Below are 25,591 nucleotides of genomic sequence, written 5' to 3'. Positions count from 1 at the left end.
GGGTCCCCGATGTACCAGACCGTGCAATCCGCCGATGGAACCACGATCTCGTTTGAGAAGACGGGAACGGGGCCGGCCCTGATCATCGTTGGCGGGGCCTTCAACACCCGGATGTCGCCCGGCGCGCTCGTTCCGCTGCTCGCCGCGCACTTCACCGTGCACGTGTATGACCGTCGCGGCCGAGTCGACAGCGCCGACACGCAGCCTTATGCCATCGCCCGCGAGATCGAGGATCTCGCGGCGCTCATCGCCGCGGCCGGCGGGTCCGCGATGGTTTACGGGCACTCCTCCGGTGCCGTGCTCACGCTCGAGGCCGCCGCCACCGGGTTACCGATCACGAAGGTCGTCGCCTACGAACCGCCGTTCACCGCCGAGGAGAACGGGCGTGGATCCCTCGGCTGGCGCGAGGACGTGCTGGCCGCGCTGGATGCCGACGACCGCGACAAGGCCGCCACGCTCTTCCTGGTGGGCATCGGCGCCGATCCCGAGGGCGTGACCGCCATGACCCGGCAGCCCTGGTGGCCGGGCATGCTCGCCGTGGCGCATACGCTCCGCTACGACCTCGCGCTGGTCGGGGACGGGATGGTCGACGCCGACGAGCTCGGGAAGATCGCGGTCCCGACCCTGCTCATCGACGGTGCCGAGAGTCCGGCGTGGGCGGGCACCGCGGCATCCGTTGCAGTGGCGGCGATCCCCGGCGCCCGGCGGCTCACCCTCGACGCGCAGGACCACAACGTCGACCCGGCCGCGCTCGCGCCGCTACTCATCGGGTTCTTCAGCTAGCCCCGCCGCGCCCCGCAGCGCGGCTGAGTTACGCACAAAGCACCTTCGCGGCGCCCCCCAACGTGCGTTCTCCGGAACTCAGGCACGGGAGCGCAGGGCGGGGCTTAGCGGCGGGGGTGGCGCGTGCCCGCCCATCCGCGCGCGCGAAGGCGGCGCTCGATGCGCGCCACGAGCTCGGCCGGGTTGCGAAGGTCGTCGTCGGTGAACTGCAACATCTGCCAGTCGTTGTCCTCCACACTCTGCACGCGACGGATGTCCCGGCGCCACTGAGCCCGATCGGTGCGGTGGTGGTCCCCCTGGTACTCGAGCACGAGCCTGAACTCGGGGTAGACCAGGTCGCCGCGGGCCAGGAAACGCCCGTCGGAATCGAAAATGTTCACGTTGCACTCGGGTTCCGGCAGGCCCGCCAGCACGATGATCACCCGCAGCGCCGACTCACGCGGGGACTCCGCCCCGATCCGGAGCAGCGGGAGCGCCACCCGGGCGCGCACCAGACCGCGGCGGCTCGGGTAGCGGCCCAGGGCATCCGTCAGCTGCTGCACGGTCGCGAGCGGATGCGCCCGGTGCACGATGTGGTCGCCGACGGCCACCAGCTCAACGAGGCTGAGCGCCGACGCGAGGTCCAACCAGGTGCGCGCCGGCCCCGTGTGCCGGAGCCCGCCCCACGCCGCCAGCTCGGCGGGCGTGACCCGAAGTCGGTGGCCGACGACGCCCCTGGCGTCCATGGCGCGCGCCGGTACCGCGACACCGACGTGCAGCGGCGGCATCAGCTCGAGACGCCGCGGCAGCGGAAGTCGCATGAGTTGCGCGGCGGTGGCGTGCGTGAAGAAGGCGCCGGGCGGCATCCGCAGGGAGAGTGCACGGCAGAGCGCCTCGACGTCGTCATCGGCCGCCCCGGAAACGCGGATGCCCCAGAACGGCCTCTGCAGGTCGGGCCCGGCGAGGCGCGAGCGGCCGATGCCATCGGCCAGCGCCTCGCTGACCGCGAACGGGCGCCCGGCGAACTCGTCGGGGAGCGGGATGCGAGCTGCCATGCGCTCGAGGATGCCGCACTCACGCGATGCCCGCGCCAACTCTCCACAGGCGGGCACCACTCCGCCGTGGGCGGTCGGGCCAGAGCCACGGATGTCCCCCGCTGAGTCGCGGGGACTACACCCTCGCGCCGCGCGCGAAGGTGGTTTGTGCGCGACTCACGCCCGCGCACCAAGCTGGGCGGGCGGGTTAGCGCTCGACGAGGATGCCGTCCTCGTCGCAGTAGACCGTGCGGCCCGGAGTGAAGCTGACGCCATCGATCTCGACCACGGCATCCGCTGTCCCGAAGCCCCGCTTGGCGCTCTTGCGCGGGTTGCTGCCGAGCGCCTTGACCCCGAGGTCGAGGGCGCCGATCGCCACCCGGTCACGGATGGCGCCGTTGACGATGACGCCCGCCCAGCCGTTGGCGACCGCGCTTTCGGCGATCATGTCGCCCATCAACGCGGTGCGCAGTGAGCCGGCCCCGTCGACCACGAGCACGGCCCCGTCCCCCGGTGTGGCGAGAACGGACTTGACCAGGGCGTTGTCCTCGAAGCAGGAGACGGTGCGAATCGGGCCGCTGAACCGCGCACGTCCGCCCATCGACTGGAACTGGAGGGAGACGGACTGGAGGTCTTCCCCGTGCTCATCGTACAGATCGGCAGTGAGCTCGGTCATCGGTACCCCTCGGCTTCGTCGGACGTGCGGTGCCTCCAGCGTACGACTCCCGACGTCACCAGGATTCCGCGGACACTCCGGGGGGCGCATCGGATTGTCCTGCGACGCCCCTCGATCATTCCGTTCGGTCGAGGGTGCCGCCGCATCCGGCACTCTCCAACTCCTCGGCGAGCATCCCCTGCAGCGTGGCCAGGTCGGGGCAGGCATCCGGGTCGGCGATGAGTGTGACCACGAGACTCCCCGCGTAGGAGAGCACCGCGAATGACACCGTAACGTTGCCGGTCGCGGCGCTCAACGGCACGAGCGCGGTGACCGGACAGCCGTCGACCGCGAGCCGGTGTTCCGGCCCGCGCACGTTGCTCACGAAGGTGTGGATGAGTCGCTGCCGGTCGACGAACCATTGGAACAGGCCCACCCGCGCGAGGAGGCGGAAGAACGGTCCGAGCAGCGCCGTCGTCGCGCCCGGCGCCGACCGCTTTGCCGCCCGAGTGCCCTCGGCCACGAATCGTAGGCGGCGCGCTGGGTCGCCGGATCCGGGCACCCGAATGGGGATCACCCCGCTGCGGTTGCCGAGTTCCCCGTCCGTGGCGCCGCGCCGCTCGGAAAACGGCACCGAGACGATGAAGCGGTCCTCACGCTCGCCCCGCAGGGTGAGGAGGCGGTGCAGCGCGCCGCCGATCGCGGTGAGCACCACGTCGTTTATCGTGGCGTTCTGGGCTCGTCCTCTGGCACGTATCGCGTCCACCGGCACCGTGACGGTGGCGAAGCACCGGCGCGGGCCCGTCGGCACGTTCAGCGAGGTGCGCGGCAGGCGGGTCACGCGCACCGAACGCAACTCCACGGCCGCGGCGCGAATTCGGCGCAGCAGCGCAGGCATCCTCCGCACCGACTCGAGTCGCCGGGACCAGGCGTCGAAGGCCAGCCGGCGAACGGATGCCTGCGGCCGCGGAAACCCGGACGTGCTGGTCTCGAGAGCGGAGTCGGCACCCGCGCCGGGGTCCGGGTCAGCTACCGCGCCGGCACCGACGCCGTCCACGAGCCCGGCCAGCACAGCCAGACCGGCCACGCCGTCGGCGAGCACGTGGTGGAACACGAGGATCAGCGCCGCCTCGTGCTCCGCGACCCCGGTCACGAGGGCGGCCACCCACAGTGCGCGGTCCCGCGGCAACGGGGCTACCAGCATCGTCGCGGCCAGGTCGAGTACTGCCTGTTCTCCCCCTGGTCCCGGGCAGGAAATGACGTGCAGATGCCGGGTCGGGTCGAACGCGGGATCGTCGACCCAGATCGGCCGACCGCAGCCGAACGGCACCGGCACGAGCCGTTGCCTCAGCCGCGGCACCACGGGGAGGCGCGCGATGAGCACCGATACCGCACGCGCGGCATCAACGCGGGGCTGTTCATCGCGCCAGGCTGTCGTGTCGAGGAAGAGCACGGCCCCGACCTGGGTCGGCATCGTTCCGCGCTCGGTGGCCAGCGACATCAGGTCGTCCGCACTCACCCGGTCAATCGGAACCGACTTCACCATGCCTCGAACGTATACCCGCGATCGCGCCAGGGCCGAGAGCTGTCGGCGGTGAGTGAGCCTGACGACATCACGGGCGTGGTCTCGACAGGCTCGACCACCGCAGGCTCGACCACGACAGGCTCGACCACCGCTCGCTCGACCACCGCAGACTCGAGCACCGCAGACTCGACCACCGCTCGCTCGAGCACCGCAGGCTCGACCACCGCACGCTCGACCACCGCTCGCTCGAGCACCGCAGGCTCGACCCGCGGCGGACGGTCATCCCCGCGAGCGGGCGAACACGGTGCGCAGCGAGACCTTCTTCGAGTACTCGACCGAGCCGTACCGGAACAACTGCACGGCGAGCCGGAGCACGATCCCGCCGAGGATGAAGAGTTCCGCGATGACGATGCCTGCCTCGACGGGGCTCAGGGACCCCAGCCCGTTGCGGAGCATCGCCGTCACCGGTGCCGAATAGGGGAAGTACGTGAAGATCTGCACGATCGGCGCGCTGGGGTCCGAGACCACCAGCGACGCCGCATACAGGGGCACGAACACCAGGGCCATCATGATGCCGAAAACCTGGCTGGCCTCCTTGGCGGTGGGCATGATCGCCCCGGCCGCGACGAGTGTCCCCATGAACAGGGTGAACCCGCCGATCAGCAGCAGCGCGCCGACCACCATCTGACCGGGGTTCACGATGAGCTGGGAGAGGTCCACGTCGGGGAGGCTCAGCGCGGTGCGGAAGAACAGGTACCCGATCAGCACCGGCAGGATGAAGACGATCATCTGCACCAACCCGATGATGAACAGGGAGATGATCTTCCCCGTGATCAGTGTCGTCGGGTTCAGGGTGGTCAGGATCATCTCGGTGACCCGGTTCTCCTTCTCCTCCAGGGTGCTGGTGAGCATCTGGTTGCCCAGCATCACGATCACGACATAGAAGATCAGCAGGAAGAGGAGGGGCGCGAGGGCGCCGAGGACGCCGCCGGACTCCGCACCGTCCTTGTAAGTGATCGAATCCACCGGGAAGGAGCCCTTTGCCAGGGCGGTGAGGGTCTGGTCGTTGATCTCGGCCTGCGCGCTGGCGACCATCAGACCCGTGGCGATCGAGGAGTACTTGCCGTTGTCGAAGATGCCGAGGTCGGCGCCGTAGACCATCGTGGCCTCCGTCGCCGGCTGGGCCGGGTAGGCGAAGTAGGCCGCTGACTTGCCCGACTTCACGTCGGCGATCGCCTGCGCCCCGTCGCCCGCCACGGTGCCGCCGAACGCGGAGGCGATGGTCGGGTCGATGTGACCGGATGCGTCGCTGTAGGTGAACGTGAGGACCGCATCCTTCTGGGAGTCCACCATGCTCGCGGTTGAGTTGTTGGAGATGACGACGAGCGCGATCACAATGCCCAGGACCACCGGAACCAGCAGGGTCGTCAGCCAGAACTGCTTCTTCTTGAACGTGCGGGTGACCTCGAAGGAGATGACCGTGCCCAGATTGTGCCGAGCCATTGTTCTACTCCCCCGCGGCTGTGTCGGCGGTGTCGCCGGCGTTCTGGTCTCCGTACACCGCGACGAAGATGTCGTCGAGCGATGGGCGCCCGGCGGTGAACCCGCGAACGGTGACCCCGGCATCCATCAGCTCACGCAGGATGACGGCCTCGTCGACCGGGCCGCTCACCGTGAGTTCGGCGTAGCTGCTCCCCCGCCGGGTGACCGTGTAGTGGCGGGATGCCGGGATCTCGCCGGAGCACTGCAGCCGCACGACGGTTCCGCCGTACTGGTCCTGCACGGCCTCGACCGTGCCGTAGGCCTCCACCACGCCGTTTTTCAGGAGCACGACCCGGTCGCAGAGCCGCTCGACCTCCTCCATCTGGTGGGTGACCATGAGCACGGTGGCACCGGCGCGCTTCTGATCTTCGATGATGTCCATCAGCAGTTTGCGGTTGACCGGGTCGAAGCCCTTGGTGGGTTCGTCGAGGATGAGCAGCTCGGGGTCATTCATGATCGTGACGCCCAGCTGCACCTTCTGTTGCTGGCCGCCGGAGAGCTTGTCCAGACGCACCTTGGCCTTGTCGCCGAGCGCGACCCGTTCCAGGTACTCGCGCGACCAGTGGGCTGCGGCGGCCTTACTCAGTCCCTTGAGCCGGCCGAAGTAGGTCATCACGTCGATCACGGTCTCTTTTTTGTAGAGCCCGCGCTCCTCGGGGAGGTAACCGAGCGTGGCGCCGTCCTCCGGGGTGAAGGGGCGCCCGTTGATGTGCAGCACCCCGGCCGTGGCCTGGTAGATGCCCAGCAGCGCCCGGATCGTGGTGGTCTTGCCCGAGCCGTTCGAGCCGAGAAAACCGAAGGTCTCACCCCGGTTGATGTCGAAGGACAGATCACGGATGACCGTGGTGCGGCCGAAGTCCATCCGGAAGTTGCTGATCTGCACGAGCGGTTCGGCGCCGTGCCGGGGTGCCGCCACGGGCCGTTCCTGAGGGGCTGGCGTGTGCAGTGGTGCCAGCAGTGATGACGTCATGCCGAGAATCCCCCAATTTCGTTCCAGAAAAAGGCTACACCTGGGGCGCGGGCGGCGTGCGGCGGATGAAGAACGCCGCGGGAATCGCGAACAGCGAGATCACGGCGCCGCAGAGGAAGGCGGTGTGGATTCCCGCGGCGGTGGCCGCGACATCCGTGGCCCCGCCGGCGATCCGCGACGCGGCGACGGATGCCATCACGGTCACGAACAGCGCCGTGCCCGCCGCCCCGGCAAGCTGCTGCACGGTGCCGACCATGGCGCTGCCGTGCGAATAGAGCTCGGGGCGAACGGCGGCCAGGCCGGCGGTGAACAGCGGGGTGAAGAGCAGGGCGAGGCCGAGGCTCAGGCTGACGTGGGCGGCGAGCACCCAACCCGGGGCGGTGTCCGTGCCGAGCAGGGTCATCGACCAGAACACGGCGCTGACGATCACCGCGCCGGTCACGAGCAGGCGGGTCGGCCCGGAGCGGTCGTAGAGCCGCCCCACGGTGGGCGCGAGCAGTCCCATCACGAGCCCGCCCGGCAGGAGCAGCAGCCCGGTCGTGAGCGCGGGCAGGCCGAGCACGGTCTGCATGTAGATCGGCAGCAGAATGATGGTGCCGAACAGCGCCATCATGCTGATGGCCATCATCACGATCGCGAAGGTGAAGGTGCGCGAACGGAAGGTGCGCAGGTCGAGCAGGGCGCGGTCGCGCCTCTGCAGCGCGAGCTGGCGCAGGATGAACGTGGCCAGGCCGAGCGCGCCGACGGCGAGCGGGAGCCAACCAGAGACCGAGCCGATACCGCCGGAGGCCGCGCCGAGGTTGCTCAGCCCGTAGACGAGTCCGCCGAAGCCGAGCGCCGAGAGAATCACCGAGAACACGTCGATCGGGGTCTTGCGCGGGGTGGTCACATTCTTCATCAGGATGCCGCCGACGATGAGTGCGGTCAGCGCGACCGGGAGCACGAGAATGAACATCCAGCGCCAGTCGAGCACGCTGAGGATGGCGCCGGAGATGGTCGGCCCGATCGCCGGGGCGACCGAGATGACGATGGAGATGTTGCCCATCATTCGGCCGAGGTGGGCCGGCGGCACGAGCGTCATGACCGTGGTCAGCAGCAGCGGGAACATGATCGCCGTGCCGGTGGCCTGCACGACCCGGGCGGCCAGCAGCACCTCGAAGCCGGGCGCGGCGGCCGCGATCAGCGTGCCGGTGCTGAACAGGGTCATCGCGGCGATGAACACGGGCCTGGTGTTGAAGCGCTGCAGCAGGAACCCGGTGATCGGGATCACGACGGCCATGGTGAGCATGAATGCGCTGGTCAGCCACTGAGCGGCGCTGGCCGTGATGCGCAGGTCGCTCATCAGGCGCGGCAGGGCAACACCCATGATGGTCTCGTTGAGGATGACGACGAAGGTCGAGATCAGCAACAGGGTGATGACGAGGCGGTTGCGGGCGCCGAGGGCCTTCTCGGCGGCGGATGCGGCGGCCTCGTGCGCGGCGGCAGCCGTGCCCGTGCTGGTGGCCGCGGTTGCGGGATTCGTGTCGGTCGTGGCGGTTTCGGTCATGCGAAGGTCCCGTCGAGGTGTGCGGCAACGATGTGGTGCGACAAGCGTTGAAGGAGAAAGAACCGCGCCAATGCACGGCTACGCAGGGAGGTAACCGGTCGGGTGCCGGTTGCATTCCGCAGACGAAAAGATTTGTCCCCGCACCCCCCTGGTCGGGTCGGGCTGCCGCTCACACCACTTTCTGGCGTGCGCGACCGGCTGGGAGTAGCATCGGCCCAACCCGACGGGATTCGACGATGAACGCACGCCGCGTGTGGCTTTTCGTGACTGCGGCGTTGTGTGTGCCGCTCGCGTTCGCGGTCGGCGTCCCAGCGACTTCCGCGGGCGCAGCCACGGCAGCCTCCGTAGCGACGATCGACCGGCTGCCCGACGATCTGCTCGCCGACTGGCAACCGGATGACACCTGGACCCTCACCGGCACGTCCTCGATCGGCACGGTCGACGCCGCGCGGTGTCCCGTCGGCGTCGCAACGGACTGGGCGGGAACCGACGGCGAGGCGGTACACATCTTCTGGATGGGTTGCACGTCTCCCGAGGTGGCCTTCCAGGTGCGCGACGAGAAGTGGGGCGCCTGGTCCGACCGGGCGAACACGGCAGGGCTGCCCTACGCCTTCGGCGCCCAACTCGACGTCGTGTCGACCTTCACGGATGCTGCCGGAACGCCGGGCGTCGCCCGCTCCTGGGTACAGGAGTCCGTCTACGTCAACGTGCAGCGCACCTGCCCGCGCGCGGACATCGAGACGTGCACCACGTCGACGGCGGAGTATTCGCGTGAGATCGCCGCGATCCTGCCCGGCCAGGTGCGGGAGGACACGACGGGCATGGAACTGCTCAAACTGGCAGGAATCCTCCTGTTCGGCTTTCCGCTGGCGATCTTCCTCGTGCTCGTGCTCCCGCAGCGCATCTTGTCCTGGGCACGATCACGGGGCTATGCGACGGCCCCCGACGACCGCAACTTCACGGCCGTCGACCGTCTTGTGCGCCGCGTGCTCGCCGTCCTCGTGCTGCGGCGGGTGATCCTGACCGTGAGCGTTGTGGTCGCCTACTTCTACTTGTTGTTCGCCCTGATGAACGCGGGACTCTGGCTGCTGGCCTTCGCACTCGTCGGACCCTTCGCGCTGTATGCGGTGTTCGGCCTGGTCCTGAGACTCGTCTGGCGGCCGCATCCGTTGCTCGGCATGGCCCGGGCCCGGATCGGCCGGCCCACCATGGGCGGCGTGGTCGGTTCTCTGCTGCGGGGCGCGGCCCACGCCCTCGCCGGGATGGCCCTCGTATTCTATGCATTCGCCACCATCCAGCTCCTCGCCGACCGAGGGTCGACCCGCGTCACGGTCGATGAGGGGATTGAGGCCGACCGGCAGTCCGGAGCGTTCCTTGCGGTGTACGCCGAATTCCGGCGAGCCGTGAGCTACCTCGATCGGAGCGGCAACTTCGGTCCCGCCTTCCTGGGTATTCTCCTGGCCGTCTTCGCCGGCTACCTCCTCGATCGATTGGGCCAGCGGGTGGCCCGCAACTCCCTGCAGGCGACCCTCCAAAACGACACCCGGCCGTATTTTCTCTACCTGCGGGGCTTCGACGAGGATCGGCTGCGGATTCGCAATTCGGTGTCCCGGAAGGGTTTTCTGGAGTTGCTGACCCCGTTCGGCCGCCCCCGTTTTGAGGAGGTGCTCGTGCGGTACCTCAGCCTTTTCGGGCCCGTCATCGCGATCTCTCCACGAAGGCAGCGCCTCGCCGACCTCGGGGCCGCGAAGATCTCGGTGAACGACGACGCCTGGCAGGAGCAGGTGCGGGAGTGGGTCGCCGGCGCCCGCGCCGTCGTGATGGCCGGCACGCCCGCCGAGGTGCGCCCCGGGCTCGAGTGGGAGATGGACCACATCGCCAACCGGGCCGACGAGCTCCGGCTCATGATCGTGGTCGCCCCCTGGCCGAGGGCGGAATTGGCCCGGCGCTGGGGCGCATTCCGCGCACGAGCAGCCCAGTGGCCGCTTTTCGCGCCGCTCGGCGACAGCCCGCCACCCTCCGGGGTGCACATCCTGACCTGGTCGGCGGCCACGGGGTGGCGTGGCTACGGCGCCCGGCGACGCTGGGACTGGACCTATGCCGCCTCAATCATCACCGCGCTGAAATCGGGCGAACTCGACGCGCCCGCCGCGCAGACGGCCCGCCCGCCCGACCCTCCGACGGTGAAGGTCCCGGTCTGATGGAACTCGCCCCGCTGTGCGTGGACGCGGACACCACCGCGAACGCCACCCAACGCGCCTTCCTGCGGATGCACCGCACCCAGCTGACGCTCATCGTGCTCGCCGCATTCGTCGGCATCTTCCCGTTGGCGACCGAACGCCCGCCCGTGAACTGGAGCGGCGTGATCGCGGCGACCCTGTTCGGAGTCAGTCTCCTGCTCCGCCTGCTGATGGTGCAGCGCAAGGACGAGGATGTGTGGTACTCGGCGCGTCAGACGGCCGAAATCTCCAAATCCCTCTGCTACCGATACGCGTTCGGCGGGCCCGGTTTCGAGCGCGCCCACCCCGACGCCGGAGACGAGCGACGGGAGACCGCCGACTCGGTCGCGGAGCTTCATTTCGTCGACTCCTTCGCCACGCTCGGCGAGGACATCGTCCTGATCCACGGCGGTTCAGACACCGACGCGTTCTCCGAGGTCACGGACGACATGCGCGCGACCCGGGCCCTCCCCTTCACCGAGCTGCGCAGCCGCTATTTCGACGCGCGGATCAGGGACCAGGAACGGTGGTATTCCGCCAAGGCCGGCTACCACGCGAAACGCACCCGTTTCTGGCTCACTCTCATGCTCGTCGCCGAGGTCGGCGGCATGCTATTCGGCATCCTCAAGGCCGTGCAGGTGCTCGCGGGCCCTCCCGCGGAACTGGTCGGGCTGATGAGCGCATTCGCGGCCGCGTTTCTGGCCTGGTCTCAGCTACGGCAGCACTCGATGCTGGCGAGCACCTACCGGCAGGAAACGGTTCGCCTGCGCGACCTCGGACGCCGGGTGGTGTTCGTCGGGGAAGCCGACTGGCCGGCGTTCGTCGGCGTCGCCGAGGATTCGATCAATGCAGAGCATGCCCGTTGGCAGAGCCTCTTCGGCCACGGACGCTGAGATGACCACCGTCGGCGTGACCGGGCATCGTGACCTGGCGGATGCCGCGGGCCTCCGTCAGGCGATCGCGAGCGAGCTCGGCACGGTGGCGACGCCCCTGATCGGAATCAGTGCGCTCGCGGCCGGCGCCGATCAGTTCTTCGCGGAAGCAGTTCTCGGCCTCGGCGGGGAGCTCCACGTGATCGTTCCCGGCCGTGACTACCGTGCCACGTTGCCTCCGGACGCGCGCGCTGCGTTCGATCGACAGCTCGCGGCGGCGACGACCGTGGAGACGCTCGACATCGACACCGTGGGCAGCGACGCCTACCTCGCCGCCGGTCTCGCCATGCTGGATCGCTGCGATCTGCTGTTGGCGGTCTGGGACGGTGAGCAGTCGCGCGGCAGGGGCGGAACGGCAGACCTCGTGGGCCGCGCCCGCGAACGAGGCATTGCGGTGCGGGTCATCCCCGCGGTGCGGCGCATCCCTGCGGTGCGAGGGCGCCCGCTCTTTACAACCCCCGCCGCCGAGTCCACAATGGCCCTGTTGCCAGGTTCGGTGCAGTCGGGCAACCAGCCCGGGAGGCCCGACATGAGCGACCTGTCCGGATCGGCCTCGCACCGGGCCACGACGCTCGCCGGCATCCCCCATTTCAGAATGCTTACCGCCTATCTGGACGGCTCCTTCTATGCCAGCCGGCAACGGCAGCCGGGCGTGTGCGATTTCGCGTTCGGCAATCCGCACGAGATGCCGTCGGCCGCCTACGTCGCCGCGCTGCGCAGCGTGCTTGAACCAAGAAACGAGGAGTGGTTCGCCTACCAGACGAACTCCCCTGAGGCGCAGGCCGCGGCATCCGCCGCCCTGAACCGTCTCACCGGCATCGCGTTCGACCCCGAGGACATCCACCTGACCACCGGGGCATTCACCGCGATCGCGCTGGCGCTGAAGACCGTCACCGACCCGGGCGATGAGGTGATTTACAGCCTGCCGCCGTGGTTCCTCTACGAGCCGCTCCTGATCGAAGCCGGCCTGACCGCGGTGAAGGTGCCGATCGACACGACCACGTTCGACCTCGACCTGAACGCCATCGCCGCGGCCATCACCCCGCGCACCCGCGTGGTCATCGTCAACTCGCCGAACAATCCCACCGGCCGGATCTATCCGCCGGAGCTTCTCCGCGAGCTCGCGGCCATTCTCGAGGCCGCATCACAGCGGCTGAACCGCCGGATCTATCTGCTCTCCGACGAGGCGTACAACCGGATCGTCTACGACGGCGCCCGGTTCCACAGCCCCGCCGAGTACTACCCGCACACCCTGCTCGCGTACACCTACGGCAAGACGCACCTCGCGCCCGGCGAACGGATCGGCTACCTCGCCCTGCCGCCAGGCCTGTCCAGCCGCGTGGCACTCCGCGGGACGATCACCGCCTTGCAGATCTCGATGGGCTGGATCTACCCGAACGCCACGCTGCAATACGCGCTCCCCCGGCTCGAGGAATTCTCCATCGATATCGGCCTGCTGCAACGCAAACGCGACCGGATGGTCACCGCGCTCACCGCGATGGGCTACCAGGTCGCGCCCTGCGAGGGCACGTTCTACCTCTTCGTCACGTCGCCCACGCCCGACGACACGGCCTTCACCGACGATCTCGCCCAGCGCGACGTGTTCGTGCTGCCGGGCACGATGTTTGAAACCCCCGGCTTCTTCCGCATCTCGCTGACCGCGAGCGAGGAGATGATCGAGCGCAGCCTGCCCCTCTTCGCCGACGCGTTCAGCCGCGCACGCCGCACCGCCGTCGCCGGCTGACGGCCGGTCGCGCCGTTTCTACGACGGATGTGCGCGGACTGCGGGGCATCGCGACAGAAACCGCCCGCCGAACGAACCGAAGAGTGACCCGCCCGGCCCGGATGCATTCCGAGAATTCACGATTTGCGACGAGACGCGTGCACGGCGGCCGGGGAGGCCGCCGTGCACGCAAAGCGTCACCGTTTCTCATCGGAACGGAACGCTCATCCGGTAGCTGAGCAGGTCCACGCGCAGGCGTTCCGTTGCCTGCTCGCGTTCCGCGCGGATGCGTTGCGCGGCCTCCCAGTCTTCGGCCTCCACAACGGCGGAGATGACCGGGCGGACCGCGGCGGGGCGCCGCCCCCATTTGATCAGGGCAGCGCCCACGTGCAGGGCCAGGCGATCGATCGGGCGCACGTGGCGCGACCGAAGCTGCGAGCGCTCCGGAGCGGATTCGGGCCGCGGTTGCGGCGGGTGGTCGAGGCGACCGGGCTTGGTCGACACGGTTGTATGCATGATGAATGCCTCACTGTGGCGGTGCCGGCGCACGGATGCGATGGCATCCGGCGCGCGCACCGACGGGGCCGCTCGGGGCGGCGAAGGGTGACATCGTGAGGTGCGCGATGTCAGGGAATCGATCGCAGCAGCGATCGGGCCGAAGGCGCGGCGTGCGCTGAATTCGGTATGGGCATCGAGGGTGTCACCACCGAAACGGCGGCGGAATCTCGCGGCCGGTCAGGCGGTGGTGACGCCGACGGGGCCGGCGGTCATGCAGGCTGTTCCTGCGAAATCTGTACAAATCATGAGCGCCTCCTCTCGTCGTGTTGGCGTAAAAAATACGGTACCCGCTGACCCGGCGGCCGCGCAAGCATTTCCTCAGAAATGGCGCCGGCGAGGTCGCGGCACGCCCCACTGGACCCAGAACGCCTGAACGTGCCGACACACACGAAACTGCCCCCGGCCAGGAAGGGCCGGGGGCAGCTGTCGATACGGGTGGTGCCGTGGTGTTGTGCTGCGTGGTACCGGTTGCTACCTGGCGACCGTCTCCGGTGCCTCGTAGAGGTGGTGAGACTGCTCCACCGCGGCGTCGAACTCGGCCTCAACCTCGGCCGACGGCTTGTGGGTAAGCAGGGAAACCACAAAGGCGACCAGCAGGCTGGCGATGAAGCCGGGGACGATCTCGTACATGACGTCGCCCAGCGGGGAGTTGCCCCAGATGAAGACGACGACGGCGCCGGTGACCATGGCCGACAGCGCGCCCCAGGTGGAGAGCTTCTTCCAGTAGAGGGAGAGCAGCACGACGGGGCCGAAGGCCGCGCCGAAGCCGGCCCAGGCGAAGCCGACGAGTTCGAGGATGGTCGAGTCGCGGTTGAGCGCGATCAACCCGGCGGCGAGAGCCACCAACAGCACGCCGAGACGGCCGAGGTTGACCATCTGCTTGGCCGAGGCATCCTTCTTGCCGACGATCTTGTACAGGTCCTCGACAAGGGCCGAGGAGCAGACGATCAGCTGCGACGAGATCGTGCTCATGATCGCGGCCAGCACGGCGGCCAGCACCAGCCCGGCAACGAACGGGTGGAACAGGATCTGCGAGAGCAGCAGGAAGACCGTTTCCGGGTTGCTCAGGGTCACGTCGGGGTTCTGCTGGAAGTACGCGATGCCGATCAGCGCGGTGGAGATGGCGCCGAGGGCGGTGATGATCATCCAGCCGATGCCGATCCGGCGACCGGCCTTGGCGTCCTGCGCGGTGCGCAGCGCCATGAACCGCACGAGGATGTGCGGCTGGCCGACGTAGCCGAGGCCCCACGCCGCGGCGGAGATGACGCCGAGCACGGATCCCCCGGCGGTCAGGGACAGCAGGTCGGGGTTGACCTCGCGGATGGAGTCGATGGTCGCGGTGAGGCCGCCGGTGGCGTTGAGGGCCACGATGGGCACGACCACGAGAGCGACCAGCATGAGGATGCCCTGGGCGACGTCGGTGAGGGTGGCTCCGAGGAACCCGCCGAAGAGCGTGTAGAGCAGGGTGACGCCGGCGACGATCAGCATGCCGGTCAGGAAGGTGGAGCCGAACGAGTTCTCGAAGAACACCCCGCCGGCGACCATGCCCGAGGAGACATAGAACGTGAAGAACACGAGGATGATCACGCCGGAGACCACGCGGAGCAGCCGCGTTGTGTCCTTGAGCCGGTTCTCGAAGAAGCTCGGGATGGTGATCGAGTTGTTCGAGATCTGCGTGTACGAACGCAGCCGCGGGGCCACGAACTTCCAGTTCAGCCAGGCGCCGATGGTGAGGCCGATGGCGATCCACGCCTCCACCAGACCGGAGACGTAGATGGCGCCGGGGAGGCCGAGCAGGAGCCAGCCGGACATGTCTGATGCGCCGGCGCTGAGCGCCGCGGTGCCCGGCCGAAGGCCTCGGCCTGCGAGCATGTAGTCGTCAAGATCGTTGGTCTGCCTAAAGGCAAACCAGCCGATCGCGATCATTCCGGCGAGGTATAAAACAATCGCCACTAGCTGGAAAGTCTGATCCGTCATTGGAGTCCTTTATTCGGATGCCTGGCGTGCGGGCACTCGGATGCCCGGTATACGGGCGATGGAAGTCACCAACTATCGCAGAAATCGCAGTTTTCTGTGAATCTACTCAGACTTTGGGCCTGCCGAGGGCGCATCGGAAGCGGCCGACCCGGCACGGCTACAGGCCCGCCCGTTCGAGCACGCGTCCCTTTTTTACGGCCCGTGCCCACGCTGCGATTATGGCTCGCAGCCATATGCAGTCACACTCACTGGCCGCGTCACCCTCGGCGATACTGGGACAGTTCCGGTCCCGGAAGAAGCACCGCGTTCACGATCGCGCGGATCGCGAACTCACTGGTCGCCGCGAGCTCGATGTCCTTCGGGTGCAGGAGCCATTGCAACTGCAGCCCGTCCATGACTGCGAGAATACTGGCCGATGCAGCGCCGATCGTCGCAGGCTCGGTGACGCCCTCTTGCTCGCACAATACGCGGAATGCGTCCGTGACCAGGCCTCGCAGTGTCGAGTACCGATTCTCGAAGAATGTGCGCGCCGGGTGATCGTCCGTGACGGACTCGGCCGAGAGAACGGTGTAGACCTGCACGAGGCCGGCGCGCCGCGAGTTCACGAGGGCGGTTCGCACCAGGTGCAGGAAGAGCTCCGGCCCGTTCGGGATGTGATGCTCGTCGAGATCCGCGACGTCTGTCTCATCGCGGTAGGTGAGCATCTCGAGCAGCAAGTTCTGCTTCGACCCGAAGTGATGGAGCACTCCGGCGTGGGTGATATCGACCTGTTCGGCGATCTCGGCAAGGGTTCCATTCGCGTAGCCCTTTTGGCCGAAGATGTCGATGGCCGCGTCGAGGATCTCCTTGCGCTTTCGCTGTGTCTCCGGCCTCGTTCGAGGCGTTTTGACTTTGGCTTGGTTCGGCACAGTGCTCCTTTCAGCGGCGACGATGAGACCCCCAGATCTGTCAGTTGTCATATTACTGACTTGTTGGTAACGTCAGCCTCAACTTACTTACCAGAAAGTAAGTAAATGCGGAATGAGCACCCCGATGGTGCTGCATCACATAAGGAGTAGCAATGAGGCTCAGATCAACCTTCATCGGCGTCGGACTGGTGGCGGCTCTCGCCCTCACCGGCTGCGCCGGGGGCGCCGCACCCGGCTCGCAGCCAGGGGCCGGGGCCGCACTCACCATCGCGAAGCCCGACGGCGTGATTGCCACGGAGTCGAACAACCCCTGGGTGGGTGACTCGTCCGCGAACAAGTTCGGCTACAAGAACGTCATCTTCGAACCCCTCGCGATGGTGAACGCGGTCGGCCAGAACGAGACCACCCCCTGGCTGGCCGAGAAGGTCGAATGGAATGCCGACTACACCCAGCTCACCGTCACCCCACGTTCCGGCGTGACCTGGAACGACGGTGAGAAATTCACCGCCGACGACGTCGTCTTCTCCTTCGACATCATCCGCAATACTCCCGCGTTCGACACGGGCAACCTGCAGCTGACCGACATCGTCAAGGACGGCGAGAACGTTGTCCTCACCTTCGCCGAGTCGAAGTTCGTCAAGCAGGCGCAGGTTCTGCACATCCCGATGGTTCCGAAGCACATCTGGGCCGATGTGGCTGACCCGACCACGGACACCAACCCCAAGCCCGTCGGCACCGGCCCGTACACGCTGGACAACTTCAGCAGCCAGTCAGTCACGATGCAAGCCCGCGACGATTATTGGGGCGGCGACCTCGCCGTGCCGACCCTGTACTACGTCTCGTACAACGACAACACCGCGCTGACCACGGCCCTCGCCAGCGGCGATGCCGACTGGGCGCAGGCGTTCATCCCCAATGTGAAGAGCGCATTCGTCGACAAGGACCCCGACCACAACGTCTTCTGGGCGGCGAACGTGATGGCGCCCGACGTATTGTTCCTCAACCACCAGAAGAAGCCCTTCAACAACCTGGCGTTCCGCCAGGCAGTCAACATGGTCATCGACCGCGCGGCGCACACCGAGATCGCCCGTGAGAAGGCCGGCCCCCAACTGGAGTCGGTGACCGGTCTGCCGACCCCCGTCGGCGAGCAGTACATCGCCACCAAGTACCAGGGCAAGGAACTCTCGATGGACGTCAAGGGTGCTCGCGCGCTCCTCACGGACGCCGGATACACCTGGGCCAAGGAGGCCCTGATCGACCCCGACGGCGAGCCTGTTTCCTTCACCCTCGAGGTTCCGCAGGGCTGGAACGACTACGTCACCGGCATCAGCCTCATCGCCGACCAGGTCACGAAGACCCTCGGCGCCGACGCGAAGGTGAACACGCCTGACGCCGACACCTGGTGGGCCAACAAGCGCTCCGGCAACTTCGACGCCATCATGCACTGGACCGACAGCGGCACCACGCCGTACGACCTCTACTCCGACACGATGGACGGGCGCTGGCTACTGACGGGCGACGAGGTGGACTACAACTTCGGTCGCTACGACAACGCGCGTGCCACCGAGCTGCTGGACACGTACGCGACCTCGGCGACCGAAGAGGAGCGCACGGCAGCGCTGGGAGAGATCCAGAGCATCTTCGTCGATGACGTGCCAGTCATCCCGGTCGGCACCCACCCGGTGCTGGGCGAGTACAACACCCGCAACTACGTGGGCTGGCCGAACGAGAAGGACCAATACGCGACGGCCGACCCCCTGCAGGTCACCGTCCCGCTGATCCTCACGAAACTCAAGCCGGTCGAGTAACTCGAATCCTGGAGGGGCGGATGCCACAGCATCCGCCCCTCCATCGCCGACCTTCACGAAAGCGACGAACCATGCCTGATCCTCTCCTCACCGTGCACGACTTCTCGATCGTGTATGACGTCGATCCTCCCGTCAAGGCGGTGAAGAACGTAACCCTCGAACTGCAGCGCGGCGAGATCCTCGGGCTCGCCGGCGAAAGCGGATGCGGCAAGACCACGCTCGCTTATGGCCTGCAGCGCCTGCTGCGGGCACCTGCGGTGATCGCCAGCGGGAGCGTGACCTTCCATGACGCATCCGGTGTCGACATCGACGTCAACGCGCTCAACGTCGAAGAAATGCGACGCTTCCGGTGGGACAAGATCTCGATGGTGTTCCAGGGGGCGATGAACGCGCTCAATCCCGTCACCACGATCGGCGCACAACTCGATGACGTGTTCCGCGTGCACCGTCCCGACCTGAGCAGGCGCGAGCGCCGCGCCGCGTGTGAGGAGTTGCTGGAGCTCGTCGCCGTCGGACGCGAGCGCATCCGCTCCTTTCCGCACGAGCTCTCCGGTGGCATGCGCCAGCGCGTGATGATCGCCATGGCGCTCGCTCTGCGCCCTCAGTTGATGGTGATGGTGATGGACGAGCCGACCACGGCACTGGATGTGCTCGTGCAGCGCGAGATCCTGAGTCAGATCTCGATGCTGCGCCACGAATTCGGCTTCTCGGTGATCTTCATCACCCATGACCTCCCCCTGCTGCTGGAGATCAGCGACCGGATCGCGGTGATGCGGGGCGGCGAAATCATCGAACTCGCACCCGCGCGAGAAATCTGGGAGCACCCGCAGCACGAGTACACCAAGACGCTCCTGGCGTCCTTTCCCCGCCTGACCGGCGAGAGGGGAGTGCTGGTCCGATGACCACGCTCGAGTTTGTTAACGTCTCCAAACGCTACCGGGTGCGCGGGGCATCGACGATGCTCGCCCTCGACGACGTCAGCTTCACCCTGCACGACCGCGAGACCATCGCCCTGGTCGGCCAGTCCGGCAGCGGCAAGTCGACCATCGCGAAAATCCTCACCCAGCTGGAGACCCCCACCAGTGGCGAGGTGCTGCTGAACGGCAAGCCGATCCCGCGCCACGGCCGAGGCCTCCGCAGCTACCGCCAGACGCTACGGATGATCTTCCAGGATCCGTTCGCCTCGCTCAACCCTTACCACTCGATCCGATACCACATCGAGCGTCCGCTGCGGCTGGACAACGTCGTCCCGCAGAACGAGACCGAGACAGAGGTCAGGCGCCTCCTGGAACGGGTGCGCCTGGACGCGGACGCGGTCATCGACCGCCGCCCTCACGAACTCTCGGGCGGACAGCGCCAACGCGTCGCGATCGCCCGGGCGCTCGCGTCGCGACCCTCGCTGCTCATCGCCGATGAGCCGGTGTCGATGCTGGACGTGTCGATCCGCCTCGGTGTGCTGCACCTGCTCGCCGATCTGCAGAGGGAGGAGGGGCTGGGTGTGCTCTACATCACCCACGACCTCGCCACAGCGCGTCACTTCAGCGACCAGATCATGGTGCTGCACCAGGGCCGCGTGGTCGAACACGGCCCCGCCGACGACGTCATCCTGAACCCTCAGCACGAGTACACCCGGGAGCTCCGGTCGGCTTCGCCCGACCCGGAGAAGCACTTCGCTACGGCGTCGACTCGCCCCCAGGGCGGTGTCGCATGAAGATCCCGGTCCGCTTCATCGCCAGCCGTTCCGCGTTCTACCTGTTCACGGCGTGGGCGGCGATCACCATCAACTTCTTCCTGCCGCGCATGATGGCGGGCGACCCCGTCACCGCCTACATGCAGCGCAATGCCGGGCAGATCAGCCCGGAAGCCGAGCGGTCCCTGCGCATCCTCTTCGGCCTCGACCAGAACACCTCCGTCTGGGAGCAGTACACAGGCTACTGGCAGCTCCTGTTCAGCGGCGACCTCGGACGCTCCTTCTCTAACGGCCTCGCGCCGGTCGGCGACATCATCTCCTCGGCTCTGCCGTGGACGCTCGGCCTCGTCGGGATCGCCACGATCGTGTCGTTCGTTCTCGGCACCGCGACCGGCGCCCTCATCGGCTGGCGGCGCGGTAGCAAAGCAGATGTGATCGTCCCGATCTCGACCTTCTTCAGCACGGTGCCGTACTTCTGGCTCGGACTGATCGCGATCGCGGTCTTCTCGTCGACCCTGGGCTGGTTCCCCGCCTCGCACGCCTACGACAAGGGCTCGTCGCCGGTTTTCACGGCCGACTTCATCGGGCAGGTGATCGCTCACGGCGCACTGCCGGCGATCACGATCGTCATCGCGTCACTGGGTGGATGGATCCTCGGCATGCGCAATATGATGCTCACTGTGCTCGACGAGGACTACATCACTGTGGCACAGGCCAAGGGTTTGCCGAACCGTCGCGTGCTCTGGCACTATGCCGCCCGCAACGCGATGTTGCCGCAGCTGTCCAGTTTCGCGCTGTCCATCGGATTCATCGTCGGCGGCACGATCGTGATGGAGATGGTGTTCTCCTATCCCGGCATCGGCAAGCTGTTGCTGGACGCGACCAATGCGAAGGACTACCCGCTCATGCAGGGCGTGTTCCTCATCATCACGCTGGCGGTGCTGTGCGCGAACGTGCTCGCGGACGTCGCCTATGCAATCCTCGATCCCCGCACACGTCAGACGGAGGCCTGAGATGACAACCGCAGAAAACCTCACCGAACCGGCAAGCGTCGGCAGCCCGGAAACGGTGACAGTGCATTCACCGGCAGCGACCAACCCGCCCAAGGAGAAGACGTTCTGGTCGCGGCTGGCGTCGTCGTTCGCGATGTTCCGCAACCCGAAGTCACTGACCGGACTCGTCATCCTGTGCGTCTTCGTCGCGGTCGCTCTCCTCGGCGATGTCCTCGCCCCGTATGGCGCGCTCGAGAAGGACTTCACGGCTCTCCGTCAGGCGCCATCCTGGACCCACCTGCTCGGCACGACGCACATGGGGGAAGACATCCTCAGCCAGATCATCTACGGCACCCGCGGCGTGCTCATCGTCGGATTCCTGGCCGGAATCATCGGCACCGCGATCGCCGTGGTCATGGGTGTCGTCGCCGGGTACACCAAGGGCTGGCGGAGCGAGTCGCTTTCCGCGGTGACGAATGTGTTCCTCGTCATCCCCGGGCTGCCGCTGATCATCATCGTCGCGTCCCAGTTCGAGAACCCGCCGCTCATCCTCATCGCCGCCGTGCTGGCCGCAACCGGCTGGGCATGGGGCGCACGCGTGCTCCGTGCGCAGACGATGTCGCTGCGCAACCGCGATTTCATTCAGGCCGCCCGTGCGAACGGCGAACCGCTGCACCGCATCATCCTTGTGGAGATGCTGCCGAACCTCATGGCGATCATCGCCTCCAGCTTCGTCGGCACCGTCACCGCAGCGGTCCTGGGCCTCACCACCCTCGCTTTCATCGGCGTGATCCCCATCACCAACCTGAATTGGGGCACGATCCTGTTCTGGGCCCAGCAGAACGGCGCCTTCCCGGACTTCTGGTGGTGGTACGTGCCGGCAGGACTCTGCATCGCCATCCTCGGCGTCGCGCTGTCGCTGATCAACTTCGGCATCGACGAGTACGTCAACCCGCGCCTGCGTTCGGCCGGGGAGCGAGCCAGGGCGATGAAGAAGAAGGGCCTCGACGTCAACGCCACGATGACCGTCGTCCGCACCGTCGAAACCCCGTCGCGGCGTCAGGCAGGGAACACGAAATGACGGTTTCCGAGACGTTCAGCGACTCCCTCCCGTACCAGGACCCCGCGCTCCCGATCCCCGAACGCGTCGCCGACCTCCTTGCACGGATGTCGGTGGAGGAGAAGGTCGGGCAGATGCTCCAACTCGATGCGCAGGAGGACCTCGAGGACCAGGTACTGCGGAAGCATGCCGGATCGATCCTGCACACCTCACCGGAGTCGATCCTGCGTGCGAATGAACTCTCCGCCCAAACGCGACTGCGCATTCCGCTGATTGTCGCTGAGGATTGCATCCACGGCCACTCGTTCTGGGAGGGCGCAACGATCTACCCGACGCAGCTGGGGATGGCGGCATCCTGGGACGCAGATCTGCTCGAGCGGGTCGCCAGGGCGACGGCGGTCGAGGTCGCGGCCACAGGTGTGCACTGGACCTTCTCCCCCGTACTGTGCATCGCCCGCGACCTGCGCTGGGGGCGGGTGGGCGAAACGTTCGGCGAGGATCCCTTCCTCATCGGCGAGCTCGCGTCGGCGATGGTGCGGGGCTATCAGGGAACCGGTCTGGCCGATCCGACGGCGATCCTCGCGACCGCCAAACACTTCGCCGGCTACTCGGAGACGCAGGGCGGGCGTGACTCGAGCGAGTCGGACCTCTCCCGACGCAAACTCCGCTCCTGGTTCCTGCCGCCGTTCGAGCGGGTGGCCCGCGCGGGCTGCCGTTCCTTCATGCTCGGCTACCAGAGCATGGACGGCGTGCCGATCACGATCAATGAGTGGCTGCTCAGCGACGTCCTGCGTGGCGAGTGGGGGTACACCGGTACCCTGGTCACCGACTGGGACAACGTCGGCCGGATGGTCTGGGAGCAGAAGGTGCAACCCGACTATATGCACGCAGCCGCCGCTGCCGTGCGGGCCGGCAACGACATGATCATGACAACCCCGGAGTTCTTCGAGGGTGCGCTGGCGGCCGTCGACCAGGGTCTTCTCGACGCGAGCGCGTTCGACCCGGCTGTGGCCCGCATCCTGACGCTGAAGTTCGAGCTCGGGCTCTTCGAGAACCCGCGGCTTCCCCGTGCAGACCTGGCCGGAATCGTGGGGAATGCTGCGCACGCGGAGCTGAACCTGGAGGTGGCCCGCCGTTCAATCGTGCTGCTCGAGAACGACGGAGTGTTGCCGCTGTCGACTGCTCGCTCGACGCGGGTCGCCGTGGTGGGACCACTGGCTGACGACTCTCAGACCCAACTGGGCGACTGGGCCGGTGGATCGGGCCAGGTCGGCTGGCTCGACGGGCAGCCGCGCGAGATGATCACGACCGTGCTCGACGGGATCCGGCGGATCGCGCCGGATGACTGGGTTGTGGCCCATGCGCGCGGCGCCGACATCCTCACGCTGGAGCCGGATCCCGCCGGCCCGACCTTCCCGGATGGTCAGCCCCGCCCGTCGCACGTCGTGCCGTGCGAGCCCGATCAGACGCTCATCGCCGAGGCCGTCGCCGCGGCGGACCAGGCGGATGTCGTGATCGCCGTCGTCGGCGACAGGATCGAACTCGTCGGCGAGGGTCGGTCTACGGCGACGCTCGAGCTCATCGGCGGGCAGAACGCCCTTCTGGACGCGCTGATCGCGACCGGGAAGCCGGTGGTCGTCGTGCTGCTCGCCTCAAAACCGCTCGTGCTGCCGGCATCCGTCCAGCGAGCCGCAGCCGTGGTCTGGACGGCGAATCCGGGAATGCGGGGTGGCCAGGCTCTCGCCGAGATCCTCGTCGGCGAGGTGGAGCCGACCGGGCGACTGCCGATCTCGTTTGCGCGGCACGTCGGGCAGCAGCCGACGTACTACAACCAGGTTCGCGGCCAGCACGGCGACCGCTACGCCGACCTCACCCAATCGCCGGTCTGGGCCTTCGGTGAGGGGCGCAGTTACACCACGGTCGCGTACGAGGATCTCATGCTGGAGGAGACGGCGCTCTCGGCATCCGGCACGATCGTCGCACACCTGACGGTGCGAAACACCGGCACGCGTCCAACGCTGGAGACAGTGCAGGTGTACGTGCGGGATGTGGTCACCTCGGTGAGCTGGACGGACAAGGAGCTCAAGACCTACCGCCAGGTCGGGCTGGCACCCGGTGAGTCCGCGCGGGTGCGGCTGGAACTGCCCGTCGCCGAGTGCAGCATCGTGGATGCCGCAGGACGACGAGTCGTGGAACCGGGGCAGTTCGAACTCTTAGCCGGTTCGTCATCGCGGGACACTGCGTTGCTCGGGGCCGCTTTCACGGTGATGAGCACGATCTGAGAGAGTGGAAAACACCAGAAAGACTCTCCTCAACATCGATCTGCTTCACGGCCCGAGCAGCGCGGCCGGGACGACTGCCACACCATCCCGGCGCCGGTAGGCCGTGTCCCCCGTCGTGATCACGACCATGTCGACGAGGTCATCCCCTAACTGGTGCTTGAGCCACAACAGGTGCTTCACATCCGCGTCGGACACCGTGCGAGCAAGCTTCACCTCAACAGCGAGGAGCCGCCTCGGACCCTGTTCCACAATGAAATCAACCTCATGATCTCCGTTGCGAGTTCGAAAGTGCCCGACGCGAGCCTCGTTGGCTTGCGCGTAAACCTGCAAGCTCAGCGCCACGAGTGCCTCGAAGAGCCGGCCGAGCATTGTGCCCTCCTGGGGTCCAAGCGGAATCGCGCCATGTCCGCCCATGAGGTCCTGCTCCGAGAGATCCAACAACCTGCAGGCAAGGGCAGGGTCGGCGAGAAAGTGTTTGGGGGCGGCGCCAAGCCGGGCGAACTCCCTCCCCACAGGCAGCCAGGCCGGAACCTGGTCGAGGAGCCAGAGCTGTTCGAGTACGTCTCGATAGATCATGGTCGTCTCTTTGGCCGGCTTATCCGTTTGCCCGGGGGTGGCAGCATCAAGGATCGTCGAGTAGGCCGCCGTCGACGATGTCGCCGCCGCGTAGGCGCGGAGCCACCCGCGCAGCGTCTCCGGGCGTCGGACTCGCACGCCCAGCTCCGCGAACTCGCGGCTGACAATCCGTTCCACGTAGCCGTCCAGCTGCGCACGCCGGGCTCGTTCGGCCAGCGGGCGGATACCGGGAAAACCGGACCCGGCGATCTCACGCACGTAGTCGGCGAGGTTGACGTCGGTGTGGCCGACGATGTCCGGGAGAGTGGTCATGACCCCGTCCTCGCCGCGGCCGGATCGCAACAGCGCCCTCATACTTACAGTCGGCGGGCCCAGATCCCGTTCGGCAAGTGACAACGGGCGCATCCTCAAGCCGACGATTCGCCCGGCGCCCGAGTGAATCCGGGCACCGCGCGGGACCGCGCTGCCCGTGAGGAGGAAGCGCCCCGGTGCCGCCCCCTCATCGACCGCGCGGCGCACCAGATCCCAGGACCTCGGGACGCGCTGCCATTCGTCGATGACCACGGTTCCCGCCGGGAGCACCGCGAGTGGTTGCGCCGAGGCTTCGAACGCCTCGGCCGTCGCAGGGTCGTCCAGCGGCAACACTGTGCCGGCACGACGAGAGGCCGTCGCCGTCTTGCCCACACCCTTCGGCCCGTCGAGACTCAACGCCGGCAGCACCGGGAACAGGTCGTCGAGCTCCGAGTCCACCACGCGGCGACGGTATGTGTCCATGTTTGTACTCTACCGATAGCAGAACTTTTACTCTACCGATAGCAGTATATTCACCCTA

The 25,591-nt window shown here is 67.3% G+C and carries 21 protein-coding genes; 10 read left to right on the top strand and 11 right to left on the bottom strand.

The features are described 5' to 3' along the window. Nucleotides 1-9 precede the first annotated feature (9 nt). Nucleotides 10-783, top strand: a complete 774-nt coding sequence (locus QMG61_RS01315; protein WP_283492520.1) for an alpha/beta fold hydrolase — start codon at nt 10-12, stop codon at nt 781-783. A 104-nt stretch (nt 784-887) separates the two neighbouring features. Here the strand turns inward: QMG61_RS01315 and QMG61_RS01310 are convergent, their stop codons facing one another. The 7 genes from QMG61_RS01310 to QMG61_RS01280 all read right to left on the bottom strand — a co-directional run bounded on the left by QMG61_RS01310 (nt 888) and on the right by QMG61_RS01280 (nt 8,034). After that, entirely contained in the window at nt 888-1,817 is a 930-nt protein-coding gene (locus tag QMG61_RS01310) for a putative endonuclease domain-containing protein (RefSeq protein ID WP_283492519.1), read from the bottom strand. Between the two features lie 187 nt (nt 1,818-2,004). Then, on the bottom strand, nt 2,005-2,472 hold the full coding sequence (gene rraA / locus QMG61_RS01305) for a ribonuclease E activity regulator RraA (protein WP_283492518.1): 468 nt from the start codon (nt 2,470-2,472) through the stop codon (nt 2,005-2,007). 115 nt (nt 2,473-2,587) lie between these two features. Further along, entirely contained in the window at nt 2,588-3,997 is a 1,410-nt protein-coding gene (locus tag QMG61_RS01300; RefSeq protein ID WP_283492517.1) for a wax ester/triacylglycerol synthase domain-containing protein, read from the bottom strand. Beyond that, nucleotides 3,991-4,230, bottom strand: a complete 240-nt coding sequence (locus QMG61_RS01295; protein WP_283492516.1) for a hypothetical protein — start codon at nt 4,228-4,230, stop codon at nt 3,991-3,993. Before QMG61_RS01295 ends, QMG61_RS01300 begins: the two co-directional genes overlap by 7 nt. Before the next feature lie 25 nt (nt 4,231-4,255). Then, nucleotides 4,256-5,479: an ABC transporter permease gene (locus QMG61_RS01290; RefSeq protein WP_283492515.1), complete on the bottom strand. Its 1,224-nt coding sequence runs from the start codon at nt 5,477-5,479 to the stop codon at nt 4,256-4,258. Nucleotides 5,480-5,483: 4 nt separating this feature from the next. Then, nucleotides 5,484-6,380, bottom strand: coding sequence for an ABC transporter ATP-binding protein (locus QMG61_RS01285; protein WP_283492623.1), 897 nt, complete (start codon nt 6,378-6,380; stop codon nt 5,484-5,486). A gap of 142 nt (nt 6,381-6,522) precedes the next feature. Next, a complete protein-coding gene (locus QMG61_RS01280; protein ID WP_283492514.1) occupies nt 6,523-8,034 on the bottom strand; it encodes a DHA2 family efflux MFS transporter permease subunit in 1,512 nt (503 codons plus the stop codon). 236 nt (nt 8,035-8,270) lie between these two features. Here QMG61_RS01280 and QMG61_RS01275 point away from each other — a divergent pair, with 236 nt between their 5' ends. The 3 genes from QMG61_RS01275 to QMG61_RS01265 are packed head-to-tail and all read left to right on the top strand — an operon-like array spanning nt 8,271 to nt 12,929. Then, nucleotides 8,271-10,235, top strand: coding sequence for a hypothetical protein (locus QMG61_RS01275; RefSeq protein ID WP_283492513.1), 1,965 nt, complete (start codon nt 8,271-8,273; stop codon nt 10,233-10,235). Beyond that, nucleotides 10,235-11,146, top strand: coding sequence for a DUF4231 domain-containing protein (locus QMG61_RS01270; protein ID WP_283492512.1), 912 nt, complete (start codon nt 10,235-10,237; stop codon nt 11,144-11,146). The genes QMG61_RS01275 and QMG61_RS01270 overlap by 1 nt, the downstream gene beginning before the upstream one ends. Before the next feature lies 1 nt (nt 11,147). Further along, complete coding sequence (locus QMG61_RS01265; protein ID WP_349357680.1) at nt 11,148-12,929, top strand: aminotransferase class I/II-fold pyridoxal phosphate-dependent enzyme; 1,782 nt, start codon at nt 11,148-11,150, stop codon at nt 12,927-12,929. 186 nt (nt 12,930-13,115) lie between these two features. On the opposite strand, the gene QMG61_RS01260 is transcribed toward QMG61_RS01265, so the two are convergent. The 3 genes from QMG61_RS01260 to QMG61_RS01250 form a co-directional block, all read right to left on the bottom strand. Further along, complete coding sequence (locus QMG61_RS01260; RefSeq protein ID WP_283492511.1) at nt 13,116-13,424, bottom strand: hypothetical protein; 309 nt, start codon at nt 13,422-13,424, stop codon at nt 13,116-13,118. 513 nt (nt 13,425-13,937) lie between these two features. Then, nucleotides 13,938-15,443, bottom strand: coding sequence for a sodium/proline symporter PutP (gene putP / locus QMG61_RS01255; RefSeq protein ID WP_283492510.1), 1,506 nt, complete (start codon nt 15,441-15,443; stop codon nt 13,938-13,940). Nucleotides 15,444-15,700: 257 nt separating this feature from the next. Further along, the gene (locus tag QMG61_RS01250; RefSeq protein ID WP_283492509.1) at nt 15,701-16,351 is read right to left on the bottom strand and encodes a TetR/AcrR family transcriptional regulator; all 651 of its coding nucleotides are present in this window, start codon (nt 16,349-16,351) and stop codon (nt 15,701-15,703) included. Between the two features lie 152 nt (nt 16,352-16,503). Between QMG61_RS01250 and QMG61_RS01245 the strand changes: the two genes are divergently transcribed. From QMG61_RS01245 to QMG61_RS01220, 6 genes are all read left to right on the top strand, one after another. Further along, nucleotides 16,504-18,159 (top strand): ABC transporter substrate-binding protein, encoded by a 1,656-nt coding sequence (locus QMG61_RS01245; protein WP_283492508.1) that lies wholly within the window; start codon nt 16,504-16,506, stop codon nt 18,157-18,159. A 71-nt stretch (nt 18,160-18,230) separates the two neighbouring features. Then, nucleotides 18,231-19,061, top strand: coding sequence for an ABC transporter ATP-binding protein (locus tag QMG61_RS01240; RefSeq protein ID WP_283492507.1), 831 nt, complete (start codon nt 18,231-18,233; stop codon nt 19,059-19,061). After that, the gene (locus tag QMG61_RS01235; protein WP_283492506.1) at nt 19,058-19,870 is read left to right on the top strand and encodes an ABC transporter ATP-binding protein; all 813 of its coding nucleotides are present in this window, start codon (nt 19,058-19,060) and stop codon (nt 19,868-19,870) included. The genes QMG61_RS01240 and QMG61_RS01235 overlap by 4 nt, the downstream gene beginning before the upstream one ends. Further along, on the top strand, nt 19,867-20,862 hold the full coding sequence (locus QMG61_RS01230; protein ID WP_283492505.1) for an ABC transporter permease: 996 nt from the start codon (nt 19,867-19,869) through the stop codon (nt 20,860-20,862). The genes QMG61_RS01235 and QMG61_RS01230 overlap by 4 nt, the downstream gene beginning before the upstream one ends. Nucleotide 20,863: 1 nt before the next feature. Beyond that, a complete protein-coding gene (locus QMG61_RS01225) occupies nt 20,864-21,922 on the top strand; it encodes an ABC transporter permease (RefSeq protein WP_283492504.1) in 1,059 nt (352 codons plus the stop codon). Then, entirely contained in the window at nt 21,919-24,183 is a 2,265-nt protein-coding gene (locus QMG61_RS01220; protein WP_283492503.1) for an exo-beta-d-1,3/1,6-glucosidase, read from the top strand. The genes QMG61_RS01225 and QMG61_RS01220 overlap by 4 nt, the downstream gene beginning before the upstream one ends. Before the next feature lie 45 nt (nt 24,184-24,228). Here the strand turns inward: QMG61_RS01220 and QMG61_RS01215 are convergent, their stop codons facing one another. Beyond that, complete coding sequence (locus QMG61_RS01215; protein WP_283492502.1) at nt 24,229-25,533, bottom strand: ATP-binding protein; 1,305 nt, start codon at nt 25,531-25,533, stop codon at nt 24,229-24,231. Between the last annotated feature and the right edge of the window lie 58 nt (nt 25,534-25,591).

The sequence above is a fragment of the Cryobacterium sp. PH31-AA6 genome, from assembly GCF_030063195.1.
In the GTDB taxonomy this organism is placed as follows: domain Bacteria; phylum Actinomycetota; class Actinomycetes; order Actinomycetales; family Microbacteriaceae; genus Cryobacterium.
Note: the sequence above shows the minus strand (reverse complement) of the source record. Positions and strands in the feature narration are given on the sequence as shown.